The organism is Bacillus sp. DTU_2020_1000418_1_SI_GHA_SEK_038 (assembly GCF_032341175.1).
Classification (GTDB): Bacteria; Bacillota; Bacilli; order Bacillales; family Cytobacillaceae; genus Cytobacillus.
The window spans coordinates 809,238-833,208 of sequence record NZ_CP135435.1; the positions used below are offsets into that span (position 1 = coordinate 809,238).

26 protein-coding genes are annotated in these 23,971 nt (G+C 36.5%); 13 read left to right on the forward strand and 13 right to left on the reverse strand.

What is annotated here, in order from left to right; translation table 11 throughout:
- Positions 1-681: 681 nt before the first annotated feature.
- On the reverse strand, positions 682-1,584 hold the full coding sequence (locus tag RRV45_RS04105; protein ID WP_315668925.1) for a DMT family transporter: 903 nt from the start codon (positions 1,582-1,584) through the stop codon (positions 682-684).
- A gap of 134 nt (positions 1,585-1,718) precedes the next feature.
- Here RRV45_RS04105 and RRV45_RS04110 point away from each other — a divergent pair, with 134 nt between their 5' ends.
- The 3 genes from RRV45_RS04110 to lepB all read left to right on the forward strand — a co-directional run bounded on the left by RRV45_RS04110 (position 1,719) and on the right by lepB (position 4,112).
- Positions 1,719-2,648: a LysR family transcriptional regulator gene (locus tag RRV45_RS04110; RefSeq protein ID WP_315667482.1), complete on the forward strand. Its 930-nt coding sequence runs from the start codon at positions 1,719-1,721 to the stop codon at positions 2,646-2,648.
- Between the two features lie 267 nt (positions 2,649-2,915).
- On the forward strand, positions 2,916-3,434 hold the full coding sequence (locus tag RRV45_RS04115; protein WP_315667483.1) for a GrpB family protein: 519 nt from the start codon (positions 2,916-2,918) through the stop codon (positions 3,432-3,434).
- Between the two features lie 147 nt (positions 3,435-3,581).
- A complete protein-coding gene (gene lepB / locus RRV45_RS04120) occupies positions 3,582-4,112 on the forward strand; it encodes a signal peptidase I (RefSeq protein ID WP_315667484.1) in 531 nt (176 codons plus the stop codon).
- 109 nt (positions 4,113-4,221) lie between these two features.
- Here the strand turns inward: lepB and RRV45_RS04125 are convergent, their stop codons facing one another.
- The gene (locus tag RRV45_RS04125; protein ID WP_315667485.1) at positions 4,222-4,485 is read right to left on the reverse strand and encodes a hypothetical protein; all 264 of its coding nucleotides are present in this window, start codon (positions 4,483-4,485) and stop codon (positions 4,222-4,224) included.
- A gap of 231 nt (positions 4,486-4,716) precedes the next feature.
- Here RRV45_RS04125 and RRV45_RS04130 point away from each other — a divergent pair, with 231 nt between their 5' ends.
- The gene (locus RRV45_RS04130) at positions 4,717-4,854 is read left to right on the forward strand and encodes a hypothetical protein (RefSeq protein WP_315667486.1); all 138 of its coding nucleotides are present in this window, start codon (positions 4,717-4,719) and stop codon (positions 4,852-4,854) included.
- A gap of 320 nt (positions 4,855-5,174) precedes the next feature.
- Here the strand turns inward: RRV45_RS04130 and RRV45_RS04135 are convergent, their stop codons facing one another.
- Positions 5,175-5,615, reverse strand: a complete 441-nt coding sequence (locus RRV45_RS04135) for a GNAT family N-acetyltransferase (RefSeq protein WP_315667487.1) — start codon at positions 5,613-5,615, stop codon at positions 5,175-5,177.
- A 237-nt stretch (positions 5,616-5,852) separates the two neighbouring features.
- On the opposite strand from RRV45_RS04135, the gene RRV45_RS04140 reads away from it, so the two are divergent.
- From RRV45_RS04140 to RRV45_RS04150, 3 genes are read left to right on the forward strand one after another with little or no spacing between them, the layout of a single operon-like run.
- Positions 5,853-6,392, forward strand: a complete 540-nt coding sequence (locus RRV45_RS04140; protein WP_315667488.1) for a histidine phosphatase family protein — start codon at positions 5,853-5,855, stop codon at positions 6,390-6,392.
- A gap of 13 nt (positions 6,393-6,405) precedes the next feature.
- The gene (locus RRV45_RS04145; protein ID WP_315667489.1) at positions 6,406-6,678 is read left to right on the forward strand and encodes a thiamine pyrophosphate-dependent enzyme; all 273 of its coding nucleotides are present in this window, start codon (positions 6,406-6,408) and stop codon (positions 6,676-6,678) included.
- A 34-nt stretch (positions 6,679-6,712) separates the two neighbouring features.
- The gene (locus RRV45_RS04150; protein WP_315667490.1) at positions 6,713-6,862 is read left to right on the forward strand and encodes a hypothetical protein; all 150 of its coding nucleotides are present in this window, start codon (positions 6,713-6,715) and stop codon (positions 6,860-6,862) included.
- A 242-nt stretch (positions 6,863-7,104) separates the two neighbouring features.
- On the opposite strand, the gene RRV45_RS04155 is transcribed toward RRV45_RS04150, so the two are convergent.
- Together RRV45_RS04155 and RRV45_RS04160 are read right to left on the reverse strand one after the other, a co-directional pair.
- Entirely contained in the window at positions 7,105-7,317 is a 213-nt protein-coding gene (locus RRV45_RS04155; RefSeq protein ID WP_315667491.1) for a hypothetical protein, read from the reverse strand.
- Between the two features lie 21 nt (positions 7,318-7,338).
- Complete coding sequence (locus tag RRV45_RS04160; RefSeq protein ID WP_315667492.1) at positions 7,339-8,595, reverse strand: cation:dicarboxylate symporter family transporter; 1,257 nt, start codon at positions 8,593-8,595, stop codon at positions 7,339-7,341.
- Between the two features lie 615 nt (positions 8,596-9,210).
- Between RRV45_RS04160 and RRV45_RS04165 the strand changes: the two genes are divergently transcribed.
- Positions 9,211-9,981: a sulfite exporter TauE/SafE family protein gene (locus tag RRV45_RS04165; RefSeq protein ID WP_315667493.1), complete on the forward strand. Its 771-nt coding sequence runs from the start codon at positions 9,211-9,213 to the stop codon at positions 9,979-9,981.
- 80 nt (positions 9,982-10,061) lie between these two features.
- Here RRV45_RS04165 and RRV45_RS04170 read toward each other — a convergent pair whose 3' ends face one another.
- The 7 genes from RRV45_RS04170 to RRV45_RS04200 all read right to left on the reverse strand — a co-directional run bounded on the left by RRV45_RS04170 (position 10,062) and on the right by RRV45_RS04200 (position 16,614).
- On the reverse strand, positions 10,062-10,793 hold the full coding sequence (locus RRV45_RS04170; protein ID WP_315667494.1) for a sulfite exporter TauE/SafE family protein: 732 nt from the start codon (positions 10,791-10,793) through the stop codon (positions 10,062-10,064).
- Between the two features lie 101 nt (positions 10,794-10,894).
- Complete coding sequence (locus RRV45_RS04175) at positions 10,895-11,491, reverse strand: fumarate hydratase C-terminal domain-containing protein (RefSeq protein ID WP_410489328.1); 597 nt, start codon at positions 11,489-11,491, stop codon at positions 10,895-10,897.
- Positions 11,492-11,563: 72 nt separating this feature from the next.
- Positions 11,564-12,610: a YeiH family protein gene (locus RRV45_RS04180; protein WP_315667496.1), complete on the reverse strand. Its 1,047-nt coding sequence runs from the start codon at positions 12,608-12,610 to the stop codon at positions 11,564-11,566.
- A gap of 165 nt (positions 12,611-12,775) precedes the next feature.
- Positions 12,776-13,699, reverse strand: a complete 924-nt coding sequence (locus tag RRV45_RS04185; protein WP_315667497.1) for a fumarate hydratase — start codon at positions 13,697-13,699, stop codon at positions 12,776-12,778.
- A gap of 19 nt (positions 13,700-13,718) precedes the next feature.
- On the reverse strand, positions 13,719-15,455 hold the full coding sequence (locus RRV45_RS04190) for an FAD-binding protein (protein WP_315667498.1): 1,737 nt from the start codon (positions 15,453-15,455) through the stop codon (positions 13,719-13,721).
- A 29-nt stretch (positions 15,456-15,484) separates the two neighbouring features.
- Positions 15,485-15,859, reverse strand: a complete 375-nt coding sequence (locus RRV45_RS04195) for a succinate dehydrogenase/fumarate reductase transmembrane subunit (protein ID WP_315667499.1) — start codon at positions 15,857-15,859, stop codon at positions 15,485-15,487.
- A 32-nt stretch (positions 15,860-15,891) separates the two neighbouring features.
- The gene (locus RRV45_RS04200; protein ID WP_315667500.1) at positions 15,892-16,614 is read right to left on the reverse strand and encodes a succinate dehydrogenase/fumarate reductase iron-sulfur subunit; all 723 of its coding nucleotides are present in this window, start codon (positions 16,612-16,614) and stop codon (positions 15,892-15,894) included.
- A gap of 527 nt (positions 16,615-17,141) precedes the next feature.
- Between RRV45_RS04200 and RRV45_RS04205 the strand changes: the two genes are divergently transcribed.
- From RRV45_RS04205 to RRV45_RS04220, 4 genes are all read left to right on the forward strand, one after another.
- A complete protein-coding gene (locus tag RRV45_RS04205) occupies positions 17,142-17,270 on the forward strand; it encodes a hypothetical protein (RefSeq protein WP_315668927.1) in 129 nt (42 codons plus the stop codon).
- Between the two features lie 285 nt (positions 17,271-17,555).
- Positions 17,556-17,894 carry a UxaA family hydrolase gene (locus RRV45_RS04210; RefSeq protein WP_315667501.1) on the forward strand — a complete coding sequence of 113 codons (339 nt, stop codon included), beginning with the start codon at positions 17,556-17,558 and terminating at the stop codon, positions 17,892-17,894.
- A gap of 2 nt (positions 17,895-17,896) precedes the next feature.
- Entirely contained in the window at positions 17,897-19,054 is a 1,158-nt protein-coding gene (locus tag RRV45_RS04215) for a UxaA family hydrolase (RefSeq protein ID WP_315667502.1), read from the forward strand.
- 98 nt (positions 19,055-19,152) lie between these two features.
- Positions 19,153-20,223: an Ldh family oxidoreductase gene (locus RRV45_RS04220; RefSeq protein WP_315667503.1), complete on the forward strand. Its 1,071-nt coding sequence runs from the start codon at positions 19,153-19,155 to the stop codon at positions 20,221-20,223.
- A gap of 49 nt (positions 20,224-20,272) precedes the next feature.
- Here the strand turns inward: RRV45_RS04220 and RRV45_RS04225 are convergent, their stop codons facing one another.
- Positions 20,273-20,965 (reverse strand): FadR/GntR family transcriptional regulator, encoded by a 693-nt coding sequence (locus RRV45_RS04225; RefSeq protein WP_315667504.1) that lies wholly within the window; start codon positions 20,963-20,965, stop codon positions 20,273-20,275.
- A 1,208-nt stretch (positions 20,966-22,173) separates the two neighbouring features.
- Here RRV45_RS04225 and RRV45_RS04230 point away from each other — a divergent pair.
- On the forward strand, positions 22,174-23,868 hold the full coding sequence (locus tag RRV45_RS04230; RefSeq protein ID WP_315667505.1) for a sigma-54 interaction domain-containing protein: 1,695 nt from the start codon (positions 22,174-22,176) through the stop codon (positions 23,866-23,868).
- The last annotated feature ends 103 nt before the right edge of the window (positions 23,869-23,971 follow it).

The following is a 23,971-nucleotide window of genomic DNA, read 5'->3' on the forward strand; positions in this document are numbered from 1 at the left end:
TGAAAAAGGCGGTGGTTTTGCAGCAAATTCATCATTGGCTAGTTAGGAGTACATGTATGGATGGATGAAAGTGGATTTAAATTGCAGGGAACAAGTAACACTTTGAGGTGTCTAAAATAATGACTTTTTTCCAAAGAGAATACATGCTAAAAAATTGAATTCAATATGGTAGAATTTAATATAGGGGGTGGGAAATAATGGATAGAATAAACTTTCATCCGCTAATACTATTAAGTCTTTTTATTAATGCTATTGCAATGGGAATGTTTACTTTTGAAAATTATGAAGAAAATAATATAGGTTATACTGTTACATTTATTATTCTATGTCTATTTTTAATTGTTCTTATTATTTACGGATTAATAAGAAACAGTAAAATAAACCATACCAATAAATAAAAAAAGAGGGACTTATTTAACTTCTCTTAAGCCCTTCCCTTCATGAATCTCTTGAATACCTTCTTCACAAACTCCGTTTGAAAGTCAGGAACAAGTTTCGCACACCATTTGTTTTAATAAAATAAAGTGTTAACCATAAGGGGATATTAGTTAACACATATTAATCATCAGAAACATATCAGACCTAATTTATGGGGACTTTTTGATTCTTTAATGAATAGATATTAGTTGGATGGTTTGAAAGAGATAAAGAAAGCCTTTTTATACATCACTGGATATTAAACTACGATTCAGCCCTTTCAATTGTTCTGCTGTATTCCTTTTTCATCATGACCTTTTTAAAATCTATCTTCGTTGTTAAGATTCCGATTAAGACAAGAAAGGCACCCAAGTATCCTTTTTCCGAAAGAACTTCACCAACGAAAATAAAAGCAAATAAAGCTGCGAATACGGGTTCCAAAGAAAATATGAGACCTGTATGTGTGGGAGTCGTATATTGTTGGGCAGCAGTTTGGCCGATAAATCCAATCGCACTGCAAAATATACTTAATGCCAAAATAGATATCCATGATTCTGTCGTGTTAGGAAGATGTGGATTTTCAAAAAATAAAGATAGCAGCAGCCCCCAAGCCCCGGTAAAACCAAGTTGTAATATTCCGAGAGAAATAGAATCTACATTCTTCGTCAATTTATCCGTCACAATGATGTAAATGGCATAAAACAAAGCCCCTAAAATGATGAGAAAGTCCCCAGAGCTAATGCTTAATCCATCATTCAATGTTAAAAGGGCGATACCTGCTATTGCGAAGACGACACCGATTACCACCCGTTTTTCAGTTTTTTGTCTAAAAAAGATGGCTAATATCAATGGAACAAATACAACCGCGAGACTAAATAAAAATCCTGCATTTGAGACGGACGTGGAGTTTACCCCAATCGTGACAACAGAAATGGCCGAGAACAGGATGGTACCTAATAAAAATCCATATTTAATCGTCTGAAAATCAATGTGCATTAAGCGTTTGTAGAATACGAGGCCTGCTAAAACAAAAGCTATACCGAAGCGTAATGCGATCAAGTTAAATCCTTGAATAGATTCAAGCCCCATCTTCATGAATAAATAGGAGGACCCCCAAAATAAAGTGACCACAAGCATCGTGAAATCTGCCTTTAATTGAGTATTTATACCCCTCCTTTTTACTTGAGCGAACATCGTACTTCCATTCATTTTCCATCATCACCTATCCTGTTATAAATTGATTATTTTACATTATAAATGTAGAATTTGAATTAGAAAAATGAATGTTTTTAAAGGTATGCATGAATAAATTTCATGAAAAGGGAGTGATCAAATTTTCTCTTGCAAAGTTTGAGATTTTTAGTAGCGTTGTGGAATTAGGGAGCCTCACAAAAGCTGGGGAAGCACTCGGTTTAACACAATCTGCTGTTAGTCATGCCATTTCTAGTCTTGAAACGGAGTGGGGATTTTCCATTCTCAATCGCGGACGCTCAGGAATCCATTTGACGAGCAATGGAGAGCGCATTTTAACATACATCCGTGAAATTTTAAAATGGAACGAAGAAATGATTCAAGAAATAGCTAATATCAATGGACTGGAAATCGGTACAGTCCGGATTGGCACTTTTTCGAGTGTGTCCATTCACTGGCTGCCTGAAATCATGAAAGTGTTTAATGAGCGGCATCCTTCTATCGAAATCAAACTGCTGGAAGGAGATTATGATGATATAGAGCATTGGATATCAACAGGTATGGTTGACTTTGGGTTTGTGTCCTTGCCCACCTTGCAACAGTTTGAAATGATTCCACTAAAAAAAGATAGAATGCTCTGCATCGTTTCAGATGAACATCCTCTCGCTGACCAAAATGAGATTTGCTTTGACATGATCAAGGATGATCCTCTAATTAAGTCGAAAAAAGGAAGCGATAACGATTTAACCCGAATGTTAAAAGAAAATAATGTTACGCCTAATATTAAATTTGAACTTACAGATGACCAAGCCATTATTTCAATGGTTGGAAATGGAATGGGAATCAGTATACTTCCTCAAATGGTATTACACCGGGTCCCAGCTAACGTGCGGATTCTTCAATTAGAGGGAGAAAATTACCGGACAATTGGTATTGCTGCTACATCCTTTAAAACCCTTGCCCCAGCTACAAAAAAGTTTATTGAATACCTGAATTCGTGGTTAAGTGAGCCTACGCTCCCATCGGATTTGAATGGCTAGTACGTCATAATCGAATACCTTTCGTAAACTAACTAGGGAGCCATCATGCGATTTTGTTGGGAAATTTTTTAAAAAAAGAAGCTTGTAAATGCATGTTTAAAATTACAAATTTACCCATTTTAATGTTAAAATATAGGTAAATCGGTTATGGATGTGGGAAAAGTGAATTTTTCTTTATCCAAACATGCCAAAAAGCAAAAGAAATATTGAGATAATAGAAGAGCATTCATTAACTGAGATGCTTTAAAAGAGCTATGGAGGACCCACATGAAAGTTCGACTGTCTAATTTTAGTGAAGAGTGGGCTCTAATGTTTCAAACTGAGGCTGAAATGCTGAACACAATTTTTGGCGATGAGATCATTAGAATAGAACATTTTGGGAGTACGTCAGTTCGAGGAATGAAGGCAAAGCCTGTCATAGATATGATGTGTATTGTTAAAAACATTGCGAAGGTTGATTTATTCAACCACAAAATGGACTCTCTTGGTTATGATGTAGCGGGGGAATGGGGCATTGCGGGTAGAAGGTTATTTCGAAAAGGCGGTGAAAATAGAACCCATCATATTCATATTTATCAATATGATAACGCTCAAATTGATAGGCACTTAATTTTTCGGGATTTTCTTCGGTCCCACCCAGATGAAGCAGCAAATTATAGCCGCTTTAAAGAAGAGCTGGCCGAGAAGTTCGATAACTCAAGAGAATATAGTCAAGCCAAAAGAGATTTCGTGAAGGAAATGGAACAGAAAGCACTTCTCTGGTTTGAGGAGTTTCAGCGAAAATAACAACCTTTTATAGGTATATTAATCAAGAATTTGCCGGAAGGAATTTATCCTATAATAACAACGAATTAATATAAAGGGAAACTAAAAATTGAACACTTGGTAATCGAATTAAAGAACAAAACTAGGTTTAATGTAAGGAGAGAAACGATGAAAGAAAATACAAAAAAAGAAATCTTTTCTTGGATAAAATCACTCGCATTTGCACTCATAATTGCTTTTATATGTAGGGAATTCTTATTCTCGCCTACAACTGTTTTTGGAGAATCCATGTCCCCTACTTTTCTAGATCAAGAAAAGGTTGTAATAAGTAAGACGGCTAGTATTCAAAGGTTTGATGTGATCGTATTCAAAGCCCCTGATGTGGAAGACAAAAAATATATTAAGAGAGTAATAGGACTTCCAGGTGATCGCATCGAGATGAAAGACGATGTTCTTTACATTAATGGAAAAGCATTTGAAGAATCATATTTAAAGGAAAATAAAGCTGACAATCCATTTCATAAGCTGACTGGTGACTTTGAATTGCAAGAAGTGCCTAAAGGTTCTTTATTTGTAATGGGTGATAATCGATTAAATAGTAAGGACAGCAGGCATATTGGTTTTATTCCATATGAATCAATCATCGGAGAAGTGAAGTTTCGATTTTATCCGTTTCAGGCAATTGGCATACCGAAATAATGCAGCAGTTGAATGTAAAACCGAGCGTTTCTACAAAATGTAGGGACGCTTTTTTAATAATAGGCTGAAGTGGAGAGTCAGGAATTCTCTCCACTAACGGGTCAAGTTGCTATTCAGAAAACGAAACAGGGGATCCAGTTGAAGTATGCTCATTAACCCAGTCAAGAGAGACCTTTGAAACATCTTGCCAGTCAGATATCTCTGATTTATGCTGCTCCACCCAACTCATACAAAATTGTGGATCTATATTATTTTCTAGGCACTGTTCCAAGAACAATTGGATAGTTGACTCGGTACAATTTTGCCATGTTCCACAAGTGTTGTTAAAAATATTTTCCATTTTGGTTTGTATAGAATCATTTGTAGTGGACATCTTTGCTCCTCCTTTTGTTAAAACACAAGTAACTATTGTAGTACTGCCAACATTAAGTTTGTCCAAAAGCAGATAATTTATGAAATGAAAGAGTTTGAGCATTTTACAAAATTCTATTGGAGATGGTATTTAATTTCGATACGCGAGAAAATATGTGATTTTGCTAATCAAGCATGTAAGAGTAGGGGAAAATGTTATAATTATAATTAAAGTTTTTTTGGAGGGGTAGAAATGGCAAAGTTTGTTGATGACTTGGCTGGGGCTATCTATGATATCTTTAAGTTTATTTTGACTAGTATTTGTTATTTACTTGCTGGAATGTTAATGGTTGGAGTCCCACTTTATCTTTTTGCTAAAATATTCCAGTAAATAACAGGATTTAACGTGGTTGAATTAATAATTAATTTGGAAGGTCAAAAATAGCAACCCTTGTCTTTTGAACGGACAGAGAATCCGCTATATCCAAGAAAACACCTTAATTCACGTTGGTTTAGGACACATAGTCCATAATTTCATAAAAATATGCTTATTTGCCAATATCAACGGAACTATAGTCCGTAACTATAGAATAAATAGGTCCAATAATTCTTTAGTCCCTTTTCAACAGAGGAAAACTCTATAATATCATCAATTGGACCAAGTTAAGATAGGGAAAACGGTCAATCTCGATGAAGATTGACCGTTGTTATTTACGAAAGTTTTTTAAACATCACGATATGCGGACCAATAGGAGGATAATCAAAAACATCACCATGTATGTTAAAGCCTACTCTACTATAATACTCCTGTACAGAGGTTCTGGCATTGCACCATATAAGGTCAAACCCCTGAGCTTTTACTAAATCTTCGGCATAGGCAATAATTAATCTCCCAGCTCCTAGCTTTCTAAACTCTTCTAAAGTAGCCATTCCTCGTAAGCGATATTGCATTTCAATAGAAAAATCAGGATTCTTTTCGATACAAAAGGAAGCAATACTGATTAGTCTGCCATGAGAAAATGCTCCAACATGAAGCGCCCCAGGTTCATAGTCTGTATCATATTTACAGTCCTCAATTGTTTGGTGAGGACGCAGGACAGTATGTCTAAGACGATAAGTCATTTCTTGTGTAATTTTTTTAACCTCTAACATGCTGATCCTCCGATCTTTTTATATTAAATAAATTATTCTCTAATAGATCTAGTATTCCTGCTGCTTATTAAATTGGAACTGCATGGAAAAGTGGTGAAGGAGATAGAAAAAGTGTTAAAAATACCTACCATATGGAAACTGAAATTGCCTTCTAAAATTATATAAAGGACATGACTGTATTTCTGTTTAAAATTTTTATATTGTAAGGATAAAGATGGAAGAGGGGGGACGGATAAATTGAAGAAAATTTATGTTATTAGGCATTGTGAAGCAGATGGGCAGCCACCTGAATCAAAACTAACAGTTAATGGTTTGAAACAAGCGTTAGAGTTATCTGAGTTTTTTTCAGAAATGAAAATCGATCGAATTATTTCAAGCCCATATAAACGAGCGATTGACTCTATAGACCCACTTGCCAAGCGATTAAATATAGAGATTGAGCTTGATAGAAAATTAACAGAACGTATACTAAGCACCAGAAATCTTCCTGATTGGCTAGAAAAACTAAGAACAACCTTTAATATTATGGAACTGAAATTTGAAGGCGGCGAGTGTAGTCAAGCTGCAATGGAACGAATCGTTGAAGTGGCAGAAGAAATTTTTAACGGAGAAAAAGAAAATACTATCATTGTGACACATGGGAATTTAATGTCCTTGCTATTAAAGTATTATAAAAATGATTTCGGCTTCGATGATTGGAAAAAACTTAGCAATCCTGATGTATTTCTCTTAAGAAATGAAAATAACGAAGTAACTTTTGAGCGGGTGTGGAAGTAAAAGGTGGAAGCTTTTGCTTAATGATGCTATTGCCATTGTTGATACAGGCAGCTACCGAATTATATTAAACCACGTTTGGGAATGCTTGCATCCAAAAGAACTTTTGCAATCCAATGGGTTAGGGACAATGGGATATGCCCTGCAAGCAGCCATTGGCGCTCAGCTTGCGCATCCTGACCGAAAAGTCGTTGCCTTTATGGGGGATGCTGGATTAGATATGATTACGGGAGAATTGCCCTTTGAAATCAAGATCAACTTCCAGTTACACTGGCTGTTCTCCGGATAATATGTTTAGATTAATTTGTTTATAGCAGCAGCGAATGGGTTATGAAAGTACGGGAGTCGAATTTATTGCTCCTGCCTATGATCAATTAGCAAAAGACTATGGCGGTATAGGTGTCGTTGTAGAGAATGTTAATGAATACGTGAGGCGGTTAAAATCTCACAACAGAGTGAACGATTTACTTTAATTGAAGCTAGAATTAATCCTAGTGAATACCATGATCAAATGTAAGGGTAAAATATTTATCCATAATCCTAGAAGACAAGATGTCCAAAAAGAGAAACTCTCCAAACTATATCAAACACGTGACGTTAGTTTTTAATAGAGTGTAATTTATATACTTATTCCAAAAATAGTGCCCTTTTCTGTAGTAAAGAAAAAAGTCCAATTCCTCCATTTTAAAACGAAGAAATTGGGCTTTTTATATTGTTAGCTATTAAATCTCTTATTATGTTTAACATCTTTAGATTTAGGGTTCCCAAAGAACATTAAAGAACCTGCAACTACTATGCTTCCTATAAGTGCCTCCCCTGGAAATGCATAATCAGCCATCCATTTTAGCTCTTTTAGTCCAAGTGTTGCTTGAGGGGAGACCATCATCCAAATTCCGATTGCAAAAAGAATATAACCTAATACCTTCATTTCATTATTCCCCCTTTGAAATTAGGATGACTTTCTAGATTGAGTTATAGCTGGAGCAGGCGCTGTTTTCATAGGTGCAAAACGATCTTGTACCATTGCTCCGATTAGACCATCATCTGTTGTATTGACTGCAGTACAAATCATTGGGATAAAGCCAGAGTACATAGTAATAAAGGTTGTGATAAATAACGCTGGATCTGGTACTTGCAGAATGGTAGCTATAACAGGAGACATGAAAAATCCCGCCCCCCCGGGAACGCCTGGTGATTCTAAGCCCAAAATCCACATAGGTAACACTAATAATAAAATTTCAGATAAGGAAAGTGGAATATCCATCATAGCACAGGTCGTTACTGTCACAATTAATACAGCCATTGTAGAAGTACTTTTATTTAATACTGTGCCAAACACAACGGATGTCTCAGCGAATTCTGGTTTTAATTCTAAATCTCTTTCAGCAGAAATAATGTTAACCGCCAGTGTATCATAAGACCCTCCGGTCCCAAAACCTGTTGAATAGACTGTAAAGTAATATTTCCATATTTGCGACCATGTTCTTTTGGAGATAATTTTTGTCAATACAATGATCAGGAGTGTCCATGTTGTTGCTAAAATAAATACCCAAAGGACGGTTTTACCATAATAGGCAACTCCTTCAGTCCCAAACTTTAACGGAATGTTTATCGCTAAACATCCAATCATGATTGGATAATACCAAAGCAGCCACTTAAATGCTGCTAAAATATAATCGCTAATAACCATAATATTTCTTGCAATGGGCTCGAATTTTTTGTTAGTAGCAACTATCCACCCAATTAATACGGAGGCAATTAAAATCTGCAATAATGGCTGCTGGGTGATAATTGTTTTAAATGTACCTAATATACTCATTATAAATGTAGAGAATCCTGCTACTTCCGCACCTTCTGTGGTAAAATCCAGACCTGCAACTAAAAAAATAAAAAGTGCAGCATATCCTACAGCTGTCAATCCTAAAACTAAGTATGACGCAAAGATTCTCCCAAACAATTGGCCAGCCTTATCTTTATGTACCATAATTAACTTTACTGCTGCTCCAGCTAATAGAAAAAAGATAATAGCTGTAGCAAATGTTACGATGCCTTTAGGAAAATACTGTCCGCTTAGAGCTAGACCATGTACCACAGGATTGTCAGGTACAAATAAACCAAGTGAAAATCCAATTGCTAGAGTACTGAAAACCCAAAACGGATACGGAACCCTTTTAAAAAAATTCTGATCATTCTTTTTTCTTGTCATAGAAACCTCTCCTTTACGAGGGATAAAGAAGGTTATAAACTATGTCTGATTACCCCGTTTATAATGGTTTTGTAAATTTATTGCCCTTACCTAAATACACAAAAAAGTACTCCAGAACTTTCTTCAATCCTGTACCACATTTATTTCTTTAATTTTTTGCAGTTAGTATAAACCTCCTCGATTTTAATGTAAGCCTTTGCAATTCCCGGTGGCCGAGACACCCAGCCACTCTTCATTTATTTATTATATTTAAATTTTCGAAAAAATCAATATATTATTTGTTTTTTGAGCATAAAGTAGCAATACCCTTTGATTATAATCATAGAGGTTAATTGTTGTTTATATATAAGAATAACATACAGATTATTAAGAAAATATTGAATTTTTATTAAAATTGTGATTAAATGAAATTATTGGTTGGGTCATTGGGTTATTAATGTTAATGAAGATAATTACAAATCAATCTAATTCTAAATAGTTTTTTCCGCCTGTTCGGCAATTTGTATTAATACTGATCTAATTGTTATTGCCGAGGATAAATAATATCGTATTTCATGTAGCTCATACCTAGTAGAGTTTAGGGATTAACCAAGAATTAAATTAAGGAGCTCAAACATGTATTTAACTATGTTGTTAATCGGTTTTTTATCTGGAATGATTACGGGCTTGTTATCAATTGGAGGAGGAATTATTGTAGTCTTTATGCTAATGTTTGTTTTTCCTTTGCTGACAGGTAAAACTTTCCCGATGCACACGATAGCTGGCTTTTCTATTATGCAAACTTTTTTTTCAACGCTTTCTGGCGGATTTTATTATATACGGAACAAACTTGTCGAACGCAAAGTAGTCTTAATTATGGGAATTCCAGCGTTTATTGGCGGTATGATTGGGGTTCTATTAGCTTCCTATTCCTCTGACTTTCTTTTACGTACCATCTTTGCTTTTCTGGCTGTTACGGCTGCCATTGTAATGCAAATTCCCTATAAATCAAATGAGGAATCGGAACCTTTTAAATTTACCATTTTTTCAACCATCCTAACTGTACTGGCCTGTTTTATGATAGGGATTTCAGGGGGATTAGTAGGAATTGCGGCGGGTTTTATTTTTGTTCCACTTATGATATTTGTTTTCAAAATTCCTATAAAAAATGCAATAGGATCCAGTCTGCTTATTTGTTTTCTTTTAGCATCGGGGAGTTTGATTACTAAACTGAGTATTAGCTCCATTCCAATAGGTTATGCGTTTATGCTGATTATAGGGGGAATCGTGGGTGCCCAAATTGGCGGCCGTATAACAAAAAGACTGAATTCAATAACATTAAAGAGAATTGCGGCGTACTTAATTCTGCTTGTAAGTATAAAGCTTTTCTTTGATATTTATTCTTGAGCAAAAAAGAAGAAAATAAAAACGTACAGTTCAAAGAGCTGCACGTTTTTTGCTTTTTATTAAAGTATGAACGATTTCCTTTAAGTAACGTTAAAGAAGTTCATGATAATCAAATAACCGCCTGTAAAGAGTAGAATCAGATAGGAAATCAATCGAAATGTGCCCTGACTGACCTTCTTAAAAAAGAACTGTCCCAGCAATATGCCTAAAAAAAGCGCAGGAATGGATATAAGGGAAGAAGTCCAAGCGACTGAACTCGTACCGCTAAATATGATTTGCAATATTAAGCTAATGAGGTAGACAAAGAGATTGTAGACTAATGGAATATTCCGAAAGCTATCTTTATCCATTGCACTTCCAGAAAAATAAAGCAACAAGGGTGGACCGGGTATTCCCATGCTTGTCGTTAGAAGGCCAGATATTCCACCAGTCAAGATGTCCCTTTTCTTTGTTTGCTTGATGGTTAATTTTAAAATAAGAAGAACCGTGAAAATCAGAATCAGTACACCCACGATGATCTTTAGCAGGGTGACATCCAAATAAAGATAAATCGGAATTCCTAAGAGGGTTCCTACACTACTTCCTTTTATTAAACGTATTAATAGGGCTTTATCGATGTCTTTTCCTATTTTAAAGATCATAAAGATGGAAAGACAAAGGGAAAGAATAATACTAATTTGAATGGCCGTATGCACGGGGTAGAGCAAAAATAAAAACGGTGTGCTTATAACTGAAAATCCGTAGCCCGTACTTGTTTGCAGTAAAGAAGATATTAGGACAATCAGGAATAGGAAGATCCAACCTTCCTCCATACAATGCCCCCCTTATTTATTAAACTGTAATAACTAGAAGATAAAAGGCAAGAATCCTATTTAAATAGAACTATTGCCTTTTTCCGTTCATTTCTCCATGTTTAAATTTGATTTAATATTTGATCTAGATTTGCTTTTGCAATTTTCTTAATATCCTTGTATTTATTGTTCCCATGGGAATCAATAGAGACAATTAAAGGCCCAAAATCCTTTACCCTGAATTTCCATATGGCTTCAGGCATCAGATCTTCCCACCATACATCTTCAATGGCTTCTACCTGTGTCGTCTCCAATGCTGCCGATCCTCCTAGGATAGAGAAATAACAACCATTAAAATCAACACATGCCTGACTCCCATCCTCGAGGAGTCCTCCTTTTCCAATAATGACTTTCATGCCATAATCTTGCATTAATCCCCTTGTAAAACGATCCATACGATAGCTTGTGGTCGTGCCAATGCTCACCTTTTCGTATGTACCGTCCTCTAACTTTCTTACTCCCGGAGCCGTATGGAGACCGATTGATCCTTGTAATTGGGGAACAAGGTCAGCTGGCAGATCCACCTTCTTATCAAAGAGACGGATTAGATTTGCATCACGGATTCCGAAAATGATCCCATCTAAAGTGACTGTATCCCCAGCATATAACTTCTTAATATCCTCATCTGTCAACGGAGCCTTTAATCTATAATGTGCCATAGTACCCCTCCTAGTGGATTTATTAAACCTTGTCATCCTAAAGGCAACTAAACGATTAGTCTATAAAATTTATTAAAATAGGACAATAATTAGAAGTAAGCTGATAGCTCCCATGATAATGGATGAAATTAACCCAACCATTAAAGGGCGTATCCCTACAGATTTAATCTTTTTTAAATCAGTTCCTAGGCCTACACTGGCCATGACCATTAAAATGACAAATTTAGCAATGAACGTAGTGGGCTCGATAAAGCTGGATGGCAAAGGGAAAATCGTATTGATCGCAGCAGCCCCAGCAAAAAATAATATAAAGAACGGAAAAACCTTACTCATTTTTACTTTCTTCTGATCGGAATTCGCCGTTTTGTTTTTAAAAGAAATATAGATTGATAATAGGACAGCAACAGGCACGAGCATTAATGTTCTCATCAATTTAATTACAACGGATGCATCCCCAGCTTCTGTACTGTAGCTATATCCAGCTGCAACAACAGAAGAAGTGTCATGGATGGCTGTACCCGCCCATGCCCCGAACATACTATCCGGCATGGAAAGCAAATGGCCAATTAGAGGATAGACTAAGACAGCTAATACATTAAAGGCAAAAATGGTGTTCACTGCATAGACGATGTCCTCATCTTTTGCTTTTAGGATTGGCCCTGTCGTGGCAATTGCTGTGGCCCCGCATATTCCAGTCCCTAAACTAATGAGCAGGGGAATATTCCCTTTTAGTTTAAATAACCTTCCGATGAAATAGGTAAGGCCAATACCGAGGATGACTGCAACTAATACGATAATTAGCGTATTTATTCCCAACTGGAAGATCTCAGAAAAACTAAAGCTAAAGCCAAGAAGAATGATGGCCAGTTTTAATAACTTTTTAAGAGTATAGCCGATTCCGGGGAAAAACACTTCGGGAACAACAAGAAACTGTCTCATCAGGACTCCGATAACAATCGCAATGACCGCCCCGCCGATCAGGGGGAAGTCCTTTCCCAAAGAATGGGCGATTAGCCCAATAACAACTGTTAAACCAATACCCGGAAGATTTTGTGACCTTATAAATGGTATTTTCGAATTGGAGACGGCGGATTTTTCTAATTGAAGTTCGCTGCTCATATGAAAACCTCCAGCTTAAATTGTGACTATCAGTAAAATCTTTGGTTGAAAGGAATAAGGTTTTCTTTACTCAATTTCATCTCCCTAATTGGGGGATGAAATTGAGTTTAATAGGTGACCCTTTTTAAAAAATCAAATGAACCATTGGGTTTAATTATAAAACATTTAAAATGAAATTCTAGGATCTTCCCCTTGACTGAAGGTCGCTCTCATTCTACGTGCAGGCCAACACATCATATTGACAGCTACTGGGTTACATGTCATATGGGTATCTGCTGCTTCAATATGGACTGCTAATGCTGTTGTACTACCTCCTAAGCCTTGTGCACCTAATCCTAATTTATTGATTAAGGCAAACAGTTCCTCCTCAAGTTCCCGTACAATTGGATCCGGATTAGGAGAACCCACTTCACGTGCCGCAGCTTTTTTCGCAAGTGCTGCACATTTATCTGCTGTTCCACCGATTCCGATTCCCACGATAGTAGGGGGACATGGGTTGGCGCCAGATTCAAATACACATTCTAAGACGTATTTTTTAATCCCTTCAATACCGGCGGCGGGCGTTAACATTTTTAAATAACTCATGTTTTCAGAACCTGATCCCTTAGGAACAATTAGAATTTCAATTTGATCTCCTTCCACAAATTCATAGTGAATAATAGGGACTTGGTTTCCGGTAGAAGTGCCATGGTTTTTTCTCGTTAATGTGTTTACAATACTGCTTCTTAATGGGTGCTCCAGTGTTGCCCGCTCCGTTCCTTTTCTAATGGCTTGCTCTAGTCTTAGACCATCAAACCGCACTTGATTGCCTACTTTTACAAAGTATACAGGAATTCCTGTGTCTTGGCAGATTAATAATTTTTGATCATCCGCAGTAGAAACAGTTTTGATGAGTGTTGCTAGAATCTCTTTACCACTTTCTAATTCTTCATTTTCGTAAGCTCTTTCTAAAGCAGTTCTAACATCTGGCGGTAAATCCTTAAGGGATTCAATATATAGGGTTTTGCATGATTCCTCAACACTTTTATAAAAATCTTGGTCCACTCCCCAAACATGCTTGTAATCTGCAGCATAATCGGCAACTGTCATAGAGACCACTCCTTTTTTGTTATTTGGAAGCCACTTCGATCTTATTTCCTTCCATTGTTGCCACATCGATACGGGTTTGTTTCGTTTTTTCTACATGATAGCGGGGTTCTCCGTCTTCACCTTTAGTCACATATATATTGCTTAGCCATTGTTCATCATTTCTTTCCCGATAATCCTCTCTGTAGTGAGAGCCTCTGCTTTCAGTACGCATTAGGGCACTAGCCGTAACCATCTTGGCTATCGTTACGAGATTACGAACATTTAAGAATTCTTGCCATGTTAGATTATAGTGTCGTGAACCTTTCACAGATACACGCTCAATTCGTTCTTCTAATATTCTAAGCTCATCTAAAGCAATCTCTAGATCTTTCCCATTTCGGACGAGACCAACTTTTTCCCACATTAAGTTTTTCAACTCATTGCGAATATAAAAGGGATTTTCGCCCTCATCATTATGAAAAGGCTTTACAATATCATTAATAAAGGACTGAACTTGGGCATCTGAAATTTTTCCGCTAGTGCCAATGGTATTAATATAGGAAACGGCCGCATCGCCTGCTCTGGCACCAAATACAGTTGAGTCACAAACGCCATTTCCGCCTAGGCGGTTTGCTCCGTGTACTCCACCAGCATCCTCACCGGCCACAAATAACCCGGGAATATTCGATTCACAGTTGTTCGTTATCCGTACTCCTCCCATATGAAAGTGAGCTGCTGGGGAGATTTCCACCGGCTCCATGCTTAAATCCTTACCAACATCTCGGCAGCGTTCTACCATACCTGGGAACATTCGCCGTACATTTTCTTTCCCAAGATGGGATACATCCACGAAAACCCCGCCTAACGGAGTTCCGCGACCTTCCATAATTTCCATATAGGCTGCTCTTGAAACCCGGTCTCTTGTAGAGCGCTCCATGCGTTCCGGATCGTAATTTTTCATAAATCTTTCACCAAGAGAATTGATCAAATAGCCCCCAGCTCCGCGAAGTCCTTCTTCAAGAACACCGCCATTTAACCGTGAATTCTCAGCGAGCAGTCCTGTTGGATGGAATTGCATCATTTCCATATCCAAAAACTCTGTTCCTGCCCGGTAACACATAGCCATTCCATCTCCCGATTTCTCAAGGCTAGGTGTTGCAATCTTGTACATGGTGGCGGCACCGCCTGTCCCGACAATAACAGCCTTACAGTGAACGACAATAAATTCGCCGGTTCTCATATTGAGCATTAAACACCCAGCTACTCTATGTTTTTCTTCATCAAATAAAATATCAATAGCCCTTACTTCATCCCACGCGGTAACGTTTGGTTTAGCATAAAGCTGATCACGCATCCGAGAAATAATTTCAATTCCTGTTAAGTCACCCTTGTGAACAGTCCGGTCGAATGTTTGACCAGCAAAGGGCTTTTGGTGAATCGTCCCATCTTCATTTCTATCAAAAAAGACGCCCATTTTTGTTTCTAACTCTCTTATTCTTTTAGGCGCATCATTTACTAGCGTCCATGCAAGCTCCTGATCATTGATTCCGCCGCCACCCTTGATCGTATCCTTAAAATGCTTTTCAAATGAATCATCTGGATGAAGTACAACATTATAACCGCCTTGTACCATACGGGTACAGCCGCTTTTTCCTATTAACCCTTTAGCTGAAACGATAATTTTTAAATTAGGATTCTGATCAGCAGCATGATGAGCTGCAAACAAACCAGCACCGCCACTCCCCAAGATTAGAATATCTGTCTCTACGCGTTCCAATGAGTTCACCTACTCTTTTTAATATGTTACTAGGACACAATGACATAAAACATGAGGGCACATAAAACTGCACCAATAACAGTAAAAATAGTAAACACACTTCTATTATCTTTTACAATACCGACATCAATTAGAATTACTCTAAAACCATATAAAGCATGGAAAATTAAAGCGAAAATTAAGAGAGCATCTAAAAAAGCGTTTAAATGTAAGGAAGAAAAAATACCGATACCTGGAAGTTTTCCGACTATTGCATAACCACTGTAGATTTTTAATGGTAAGCAAAATAGTAGGATTAATGCTGTAACCCTTTGAACGATCCATGCAATATAGCCAACAAAAGGACGTTGTTTTACCTTTACTTCTTGAACATTTTTACTTGTTTGCAAACTAGTTGAAGCCATTCCCCAACCATCTCCTATTTTGTTTAGTCGAATTACCACTTCATCCCAATTGCTCTTTTTAACTGCTTCATTTTGATTTTCTTGATTGTTGCCATTGGTTTAATTCCCTTTGGACAAACTTCTACACAAGCACTAAAAGAACGGCAGCCAAATGCCCCATCTGTATCTATCACCATGTCTAGCCTTTCCCCTCTAGCTCCATCTCTTTCATCTGCAATCAAATTGTAAGCTCGGTTTAAGGCAGCTGGACCGATAAACTCATCGACCCCTCTAAGTGAAACTGTATTACAGGATTGAAAACACAATCCGCAAGTAATACAATCTTGATTTTCATCTATGATTTCTCGTCTTCCTGATGATGGAGGAATAATAGCAAATTCATCCGTATCTTCTTTTGGAACAAAATAAGGTTTTACCTTCTCCCAATTTTGAAAGAATGAATCCATATTGACAGCTAAATCTTTTATTACATCCATGTTTCTCATAGGTTGAACTAATATTTTATCCCCTAAATGTTCAATTTTAGTTCGGCATGCTAAACGGCCCCGCCCATTAATGACCATCCCGCAGGAACCGCACATTCCCAGTCTGCATGCACACCGGAAAGATAAACTTGGATCCTGATCCTCGACGATTAAAAACAAGCTATCCAATACCGTCATATTTTTTTTAGCTTCAATTTGAAATGTTTCATACTTAGGCTCATCGTCTGTATGTGGATCAAACCGCATAACAGTTACTTCAACATCCTTCATAATCAGTACCCCCAATTTGTGTGGCAAATTAAGAAACTAACTTCTTCTATCCTCCTTTTAATCTTTGATATGGATAGAACCATTGAAATTCTCTCTAGCCTCTAAAAATATGGTACAGTGACCCAACCAATATAATTTTATTAAATCACTATTTGCGTTATAATTCAATATTTTTAAAATATTTTGACTAATATTATTTCAAATAAATAAGGAAATGTAAAATTTTAAAGTATCCATAATAAAAAGTCATTTTTTGAATGTGATGTTTAAATTGGATAATAAGGTTGAGTCACAATTCCGGATTTGTAGGTGATGGCTAATAAATAAAGATTTATGAGACTAGACACAAAAGAGAGGTGACTTATTATGAGGATTCTTATAACAGAACTTATCTGGAATGAAGGTATAGAAGGACTGGTTAAACAGGGATATGAAGTGGACTACCAAGAGAATTTATGGGAACAACGCGATAAATTGCATCAAATGATGAAACCTTTTATGCAATTATTGTCAAGAATCAGACGAAAATAGATCAAGAATTATTAGATGATGACAATCGCTTGAAAGTAGCTGAACGACTTGGGGGTGGCATGGATAACCTTGAAATTAAAGCAGCAAAGGGAAGGGATATTAAAGTTGTTTTTAGATGTCCTTGAACTAGAACCTATTACAAAGTCTAATAAACTGATGTTATGTGAAAAGTAGTTTTGACGCTACATATTGCTGGCCTGACGAATGAATCACAAATACGAACCTCTTTATTAGTGGCTAAGGAAGTAGCAAAGGTTTTAAAAAAGATTCCACTTTATGTGTCATATGATACTCAATTTATAATTTTAAGAAAATTTAATATTTTCTATTGACTATTAAAGAATTTGGTGTTTTAATAAAACCATAAATAAATTGGTTGGGTCACCACACCAATACAAGGAGGCTTTTAAATGGGAAACAATGGTCAATCAAGCACTCTTACTGAAAAGCAGGAAACAAAGCCTGTAAGCACTCATAAGTTTCTAATCCATCACAGAGGTGATCATGTAGGTGTTGCTACTAGCCCGATAAAAGAGGGAGAGCAGGTAGTCGGCATTTATATGGATGATAATTCTGATGTGGCAGTAACAGCTAGAGGGGATATTCCTTTAGGCCACAAAATTTCTTTAGTCAATCTAGAAAAAGGTGAGCCTGTCTTAAAATATGGCATTCAAATCGGTATAACGACAGAAGAATGGACAATTGGCGATTATGTTCACACACAAAATATTAAAACGGCGAGGTGGTAAAAATGGGACAACAACTTTTTGGATATCGTAGAGAAAATGGTAAGGTTGGAATTCGAAATCATGTAATTATATTGCCTGTTGACGACATTTCAAATGCGGCTTGTGAAGCAGTTGCGAAACAGGTTCAAGGAACATTGGCTCTTCCTCATGCTTATGGGAGACTACAATATGGACCAGATTTAGATTTACATTTTAGAACAATGATTGGAACTGGTTCCAATCCGAACGTAGCTGCTGTAGTAGTAATTGGGATCGAGGAAAATTGGTCAAAGAAGATTGCTGATGGTATTGCCGAAACTGGTAAACCAGTATCCTACTTCTCTATTGAAGGCAATGGGGATTTAGAAACTATCAGAGCCGCATCTTGGAAAGCCAAAGAGTATGTACAATGGGCGACAGAACTTCAAAGAGAACCAATTGAATTAAAAGATCTAACAGTTAGTATTAAATGTGGCGAGTCTGATACGACTACGGGTCTAGGGTCATGTCCTACCGTTTCTCAAGCAGTTGACCGTTTGGTAGATGCCGGGGCTACTGTGTTCTTTGGGGAAACATCCGAACTAACTGGTGGAGAACATTTAATACGTGATCGAATGGCTACCCCTGAACTACGTGAAAAATTCATGGCCATCTTCAATGATTATGTAGGAGAAATTGAATCAAAAGGTGTTGATTTATTAGGATCACAACCTACTCAAGGAAATATTGCTGGAGGTCTGTCAACTATTGAAGAAAAGGCTTTAGGAAATATTGCAAAAACAGGGACTAAAGAAGTAATTGGTGTATTAGATCCTGCCGAAAGTCCAGCGAATGGAAACGGACTTTACTATATGGACACATCTTCTGCAGCGGCGGAGTGTATCACCTTGATGGCAGCAGCTGGCGCTGTATTACACTTGTTCCCTACAGGACAAGGAAATATCATCGGTAATCCGATTGAACCTGTCGTTAAAATCACGGCAAACCCTATTACGGCTGGCACTATGAGTGAGCATATTGATGTTGACGTCCAGGGATTACTAGCTCGTCAGATTTCATTAGAAGAAGCTGGGGATCAGTTAATGGAAATGATTGCTCGTACAGTCAATGGCCGACTTACAAGTGCAGAGGCACTAGGGCATAGAGAGTTTGTAATGACAAAATTATATCGCAGTGCCTAATCTTTCCCCTCTCCCTACACATTATGCGTAGGGAGAGTACTTTTTTGACCAGAATCTTTTAGTACAAAACCATTGACTAAATTTAAAGGGGCTAGCGTATGAATACTTACAGTAATGCTGATCTTAAAGGATTTTGTGATGATGTGTTAGTAAGTATGGGGATGAATCAAGAGAATGCTGCAGTAGTTGCAGAGGCGTTGCTATCAGCAAATTTAGAAGGTGTTGATAGTCATGGAATTAGTAGACTGCCTATCTATACTAAACGCATCAGCGATGGGAGGATCAATCTGAATCCAAACATCCAAATAAATGTGAAAACCCCCTCTGTTTTATTAGTTGACGGGGATAATGGACTAGGGCATGTTGTCAGTTATCAAGCCATTCAAAAAGGGATTGAAGTGACGAAAGAAACGGGCATTACAGCAATAGCCGTTAAAAATAGCAATCATTTTGGAACTGCCTCCTACTTTTGCCAGCTGGCATGTGAACAAGACCTTGCTTGCATTGGATTTACAAATTCACCATCTGGAATTGCGCCTTGGGGGGGGAAACATGCTTTCTTCGGAACTAATCCGATTGCATTTGGATTTCCGACTGGAAATGACCAACCTGTAATCATTGATTTATCGACTAGTATTGTAGCAAGAGGAAAGATTATTTTAGCTGCCAAACAGGGGGATCGTATCCCTGATGGGTGGGCGATTGACGAACACGGTCTTCCAACAAATGATCCTGAAGCTGCTTTAAAGGGATCTGTTCTGCCTTTAGGTGGAGCGAAGGGAGCAGCTTTAGCTTTAGCTGTGGAAATTTTGACTGGAATCCTTTCAGGTGCTGCCTTCGGGCCACATGTGAAAAATCTGTATGATGATAAAGAAATAGGACAGGCAAATGTGGGGCACTTTTTTATTTTGTTGGATATTGCGAAGTTTATGGATTTATCCCTCTTTTTTAAGTCACTCGAAACTCTTTTAGGTGAGATGAAGGCAGTTCCGAAAGTACCTGGAACAACGGAAATTAGATATCCAGGGGAAAGAAGAAAGAGAGAGAAGGAGCAACGGCTTTCAGAAGGAATTCAATTATCAACAAACGTAGAAGAGGAATTAATCGAATTAGGCACTAAGTTTAATGTATTGTTTCCAACACCTATAGCCCTAGAAAATACTCAATAGTCTAAGGAAGGCTGTGTGATTAGTGATTAAATCAGAACAGCCTTTTATTTTATTTAGGGGAGGCGGTGCTTATTGAATGCTGAACACTTTCTAAATGTTCTTTCATTAATTGTTGTGCGACCATAGTATTTTTTTGTTTTATTGCTTGTAATATTTTTGTATGTTCCTGAACAGATTGTTTGACGCGACCAGGGATTTGAATGGATTTAGTTCGAGATTCTGATAGTAGGTCAATTAGATAATTCATGATTCGAATGAGTACTTCATTTTTTGAATTATTAGCTAATGTCATATGAAATTTATGATCTAATTCAGCAAGGCGGTTATAATCAATTTCGCCATTTAGTATTTCATTCGCTTCATCAACAATTTGTTCTAATTCATTAAATTGATCATCATTTGAATTTTCAATCGCCCATTTGACAGTCCATTCTTCAAGAATTTTTCGAACAGCAAAAAAGTCCTTGATTTGATCAGATGAGACAAAAAAAGCTTCAGTCATCTTTTGAATTTGATGTTCAGGTGAAGCCACAAATACCCCTATCCCATGTTTAACAGTGAGATAGCCATACGCTTCAAGTATTTTATATGCTTCTCTTACTGTATTTCTGCTTACAGAGAGCTCAATCCCCATGTCTCTTTCGCCTGGAATTTTATCTCCAACCTTATAAATCCCTGCTTGAATTCTGTTCTTAATACTATCAGCGACTTGTTCAGAAACTCCTTTTCTATTAAGTTGCATCTGCCTCTCAACCTCCTATCATATTGTTTTGTATTGATATAAAAAATATTTGAATGGCTCAAACATTTTATTAAAACATTATATAAAGAAGTAATCACCTTGAAGAAAAAAATTCATTTTATCCTATTGGACAATTTGAAAGCGTTTTCAATTAAACTTAACGTATTGTCCGTATTGTCTCATTTTATTTGCTAGGTTATATTGACTGGGTGACCCAACCAATATTCCTTATTATAATTAAACCATTTTAAAATGAAATAATCAACTAAATTATTAAACTAAGAAAAAGTAATTCATTATTGTTGTGTAGCAAGAAAAATTAATCAACTACAAATGATATCGAAACTAAGAAAAGAACGAATCAACTTCTCTTCCATAGGATATTGACATATTTTTACTTGTGGGTTTATATTATATCAATACATTGGCAAGGAATCCACCGCATCCGCAAGATTACTATACGAGTCTTTCAAATATCTGCTCGGTGTCGCAATGTTGCTATAACCTGCGGGTCTCCTTACCTTTTCAATATCATTATTCAATCGCCTTTAGCATCCATTAACAAAAAGTATGCCGGAACATATGGGGTGTTAATTGGCATTCAATAGCCCTCAAACATCGTCTGAATTAACGAACAGTAAATTTCTTCAATTGCCGGCTATAAAATATATATGAGGAGTCAGCTACATAGAGCTTTTGCTTTGCTATATCTGCCCGATAGCATGTTAATAATGGATATAGGTATATAAAAGAGAGATTGAAGAAGTAGTTTTTGGGCCAGCATCTTTTAATGGGTGCTGGCTGTTGTGGTGTTGGGGAAGTATGTAACAGCCCCCTTTTATTCGTAATAAGAATATAATACTCTGTTAATCAGTTAGTCTTTTAATCTAAATTTCCAAATTACATCGGCTAGTGTACTATACGCCTCTTAAATCTACAATTCATTAACGGAATGACTAGGTTTATTGTATAGATTATTTTTAAAACTGTTACCGCAAACAATGTTCATCTTGGCTATTCCACTAAAAGAGTAACAATAAGAAAAATTAGATAATTACTTTACTAAATTTGTATTATTGCATGTAGTTAGATAATTTTTAAAATTAATAAAATTTAAAATATGAGTTATAATATTACAATAGAATAAAGATGAACAGTACTTTAATGGCTTAAAGAATTAATAATTTTATTATAATGGGGGATTCGAGTTGTTTGATTTATATGCAATTGGAAATAAAGTTCCATTCGGCATTATAGTTGTGGATATTACAGGAGAGATTCATTATCAAAATCTAAATTGCCTTAATATTCTGGATACAGATCAATCAGGCAAAAAATTCATTCAAGAGATTTTACCTGGAAACATTATTATTAAAGTAATTAAAGATGGGCAATTTGTGATAAGTACTCATAATGAAACGGTTTTATTGAACATTTCTATTATTACTGGGAAGCTTGGAATGATACTTTTTTTTCCGAATGATATTTATTCTGAACTAATAAGCAAGTCCTCGAAGGTAATAGATTTAAAGCAAGAACTAGAAGCCATTATGAATTTGAATGGTGAATTAGTAACAATTACTGATGCAGATGGAATTGTTTTACGAGTTAGTAACGCTTGCGAGCAGATTCTAGGTGTAAAGGAACATGATTTTATAGGAAAGTCTGCACCGCTTATGGAGAAAAATGGTGTAATAAAGCCATCATCTACCAAATATGTCATTGAGAACAAACGCAAAATTACGATGAATCAAGTCACAAAGTCTGGACGTCGTTTAATTGTTCATGCACATCCTATTTTTAAGGAGGACGGGTCTTTACATAAAGTTATTAACATATCAAAGGATGTAACGGAAATTGAGAACTTACAAAAGCAATTAGAAGAAACGAAAAGTGTGTTGGATTATTATCAGCAAGAACTTCGTATTTTGAAGAAAAAAGATCAAGAAATGATTTATAAATCGAAAGCAATGGAAAGGGTATACGAACTAGCATGTAGAGTTGCCGATGTGGATGCGACTATTTTTATTCATGGAGAAACTGGGGTGGGAAAAGAAGTATTAGCAAGAACCGTTCATAATTTAAGTATAAGAAAAAATGCTCCTTTTGTAAAAATTAATTGTGCAGCAATACCAGATAGTATTATTGAATCTGAGCTCTTTGGATATGCAAAAGGCACATTCACTGGAGCAAATAAAGATGGAAAAAAAGGATTAGCCCTTGCTGCGCATAAGGGCACATTATTTTTAGATGAAATTGGTGAGTTACCCCTTCAGGTTCAAGCTAAGTTACTTCAACTTTTACAAGAAAAGCGGTTTACCCCACTTGGTGAAACGAAGCTTGTCGAAGTAGATGTACGATTTATTGCAGCAACAAATCGTAATTTGGAAGAAATGGTACGGGATGGGACATTTCGTGAGGATTTGTATTATCGCTTATTTGTTGTACCGATTACCATCCCTCCTTTATCACAAAGAAAAGAAGACATACCTTTTTTAGTAAGCCATTTTTTAGAGAGTTATAGTCAAAAATATAAACAATATAAAACCATTGATAAAGAAGTTATAGAATTTTTTATGGATTATGAATGGAAAGGGAATGTTAGAGAATTACAAAATACGGTAGAAAGACTTGTACTCACTGTTCCTGCTCAGCATATTAAATTATATCATCTTCCAGAAAAATTCTTTTTGCCTCCTTCCAGACAAGCTATAGAAGTGGGGGAAAATGTAGATTTTAAAAAAGAAGTAGAGCAATTTGAAAAACAACTTATTATTCGTGCACTTGAAACTTCCTCGACAATGAGGGAGGCAAGTAAAAAGTTAGGTGTAGATGCATCAACAATTAGCAGAAAAGTTCAAAAATACAAAATTAACGTTGCAAAGTTGCAATTTCTAATGTAACTTTGCAACTTTCTTTTTTGTGCAATATTATTGAATTTTCTGAATATAGGACCATTTAAAAATTGCATATCTGCAATTTGATTTTAAGCACGTAATAAAATCT

Coding starts and splice junctions, on each gene's coding strand:
- RRV45_RS04110 (WP_315667482.1), top strand. CDS start 1,719: ATGAATAAATTTCATGAAAAGGGAGTGATCAAATTTTCTCTTGCAAAG.
- RRV45_RS04115 (WP_315667483.1), top strand. CDS start 2,916: ATGAAAGTTCGACTGTCTAATTTTAGTGAAGAGTGGGCTCTAATGTTT.
- lepB (WP_315667484.1), top strand. CDS start 3,582: ATGAAAGAAAATACAAAAAAAGAAATCTTTTCTTGGATAAAATCACTC.
- RRV45_RS04125 (WP_315667485.1), bottom strand. CDS start 4,485: ATGTCCACTACAAATGATTCTATACAAACCAAAATGGAAAATATTTTT.
- RRV45_RS04130 (WP_315667486.1), top strand. CDS start 4,717: ATGGCAAAGTTTGTTGATGACTTGGCTGGGGCTATCTATGATATCTTT.
- RRV45_RS04135 (WP_315667487.1), bottom strand. CDS start 5,615: ATGTTAGAGGTTAAAAAAATTACACAAGAAATGACTTATCGTCTTAGA.
- RRV45_RS04150 (WP_315667490.1), top strand. CDS start 6,713: ATGGGTTATGAAAGTACGGGAGTCGAATTTATTGCTCCTGCCTATGAT.
- RRV45_RS04155 (WP_315667491.1), bottom strand. CDS start 7,317: ATGAAGGTATTAGGTTATATTCTTTTTGCAATCGGAATTTGGATGATG.
- RRV45_RS04160 (WP_315667492.1), bottom strand. CDS start 8,595: ATGACAAGAAAAAAGAATGATCAGAATTTTTTTAAAAGGGTTCCGTAT.
- RRV45_RS04165 (WP_315667493.1), top strand. CDS start 9,211: ATGTATTTAACTATGTTGTTAATCGGTTTTTTATCTGGAATGATTACG.
- RRV45_RS04170 (WP_315667494.1), bottom strand. CDS start 10,793: ATGGAGGAAGGTTGGATCTTCCTATTCCTGATTGTCCTAATATCTTCT.
- RRV45_RS04175 (WP_410489328.1), bottom strand. CDS start 11,491: ATGGCACATTATAGATTAAAGGCTCCGTTGACAGATGAGGATATTAAG.
- RRV45_RS04180 (WP_315667496.1), bottom strand. CDS start 12,610: ATGAGCAGCGAACTTCAATTAGAAAAATCCGCCGTCTCCAATTCGAAA.
- RRV45_RS04185 (WP_315667497.1), bottom strand. CDS start 13,699: ATGACAGTTGCCGATTATGCTGCAGATTACAAGCATGTTTGGGGAGTG.
- RRV45_RS04195 (WP_315667499.1), bottom strand. CDS start 15,859: ATGGCTTCAACTAGTTTGCAAACAAGTAAAAATGTTCAAGAAGTAAAG.
- RRV45_RS04200 (WP_315667500.1), bottom strand. CDS start 16,614: ATGAAGGATGTTGAAGTAACTGTTATGCGGTTTGATCCACATACAGAC.
- RRV45_RS04210 (WP_315667501.1), top strand. CDS start 17,556: ATGGGAAACAATGGTCAATCAAGCACTCTTACTGAAAAGCAGGAAACA.
- RRV45_RS04215 (WP_315667502.1), top strand. CDS start 17,897: ATGGGACAACAACTTTTTGGATATCGTAGAGAAAATGGTAAGGTTGGA.
- RRV45_RS04220 (WP_315667503.1), top strand. CDS start 19,153: ATGAATACTTACAGTAATGCTGATCTTAAAGGATTTTGTGATGATGTG.
- RRV45_RS04225 (WP_315667504.1), bottom strand. CDS start 20,965: ATGCAACTTAATAGAAAAGGAGTTTCTGAACAAGTCGCTGATAGTATT.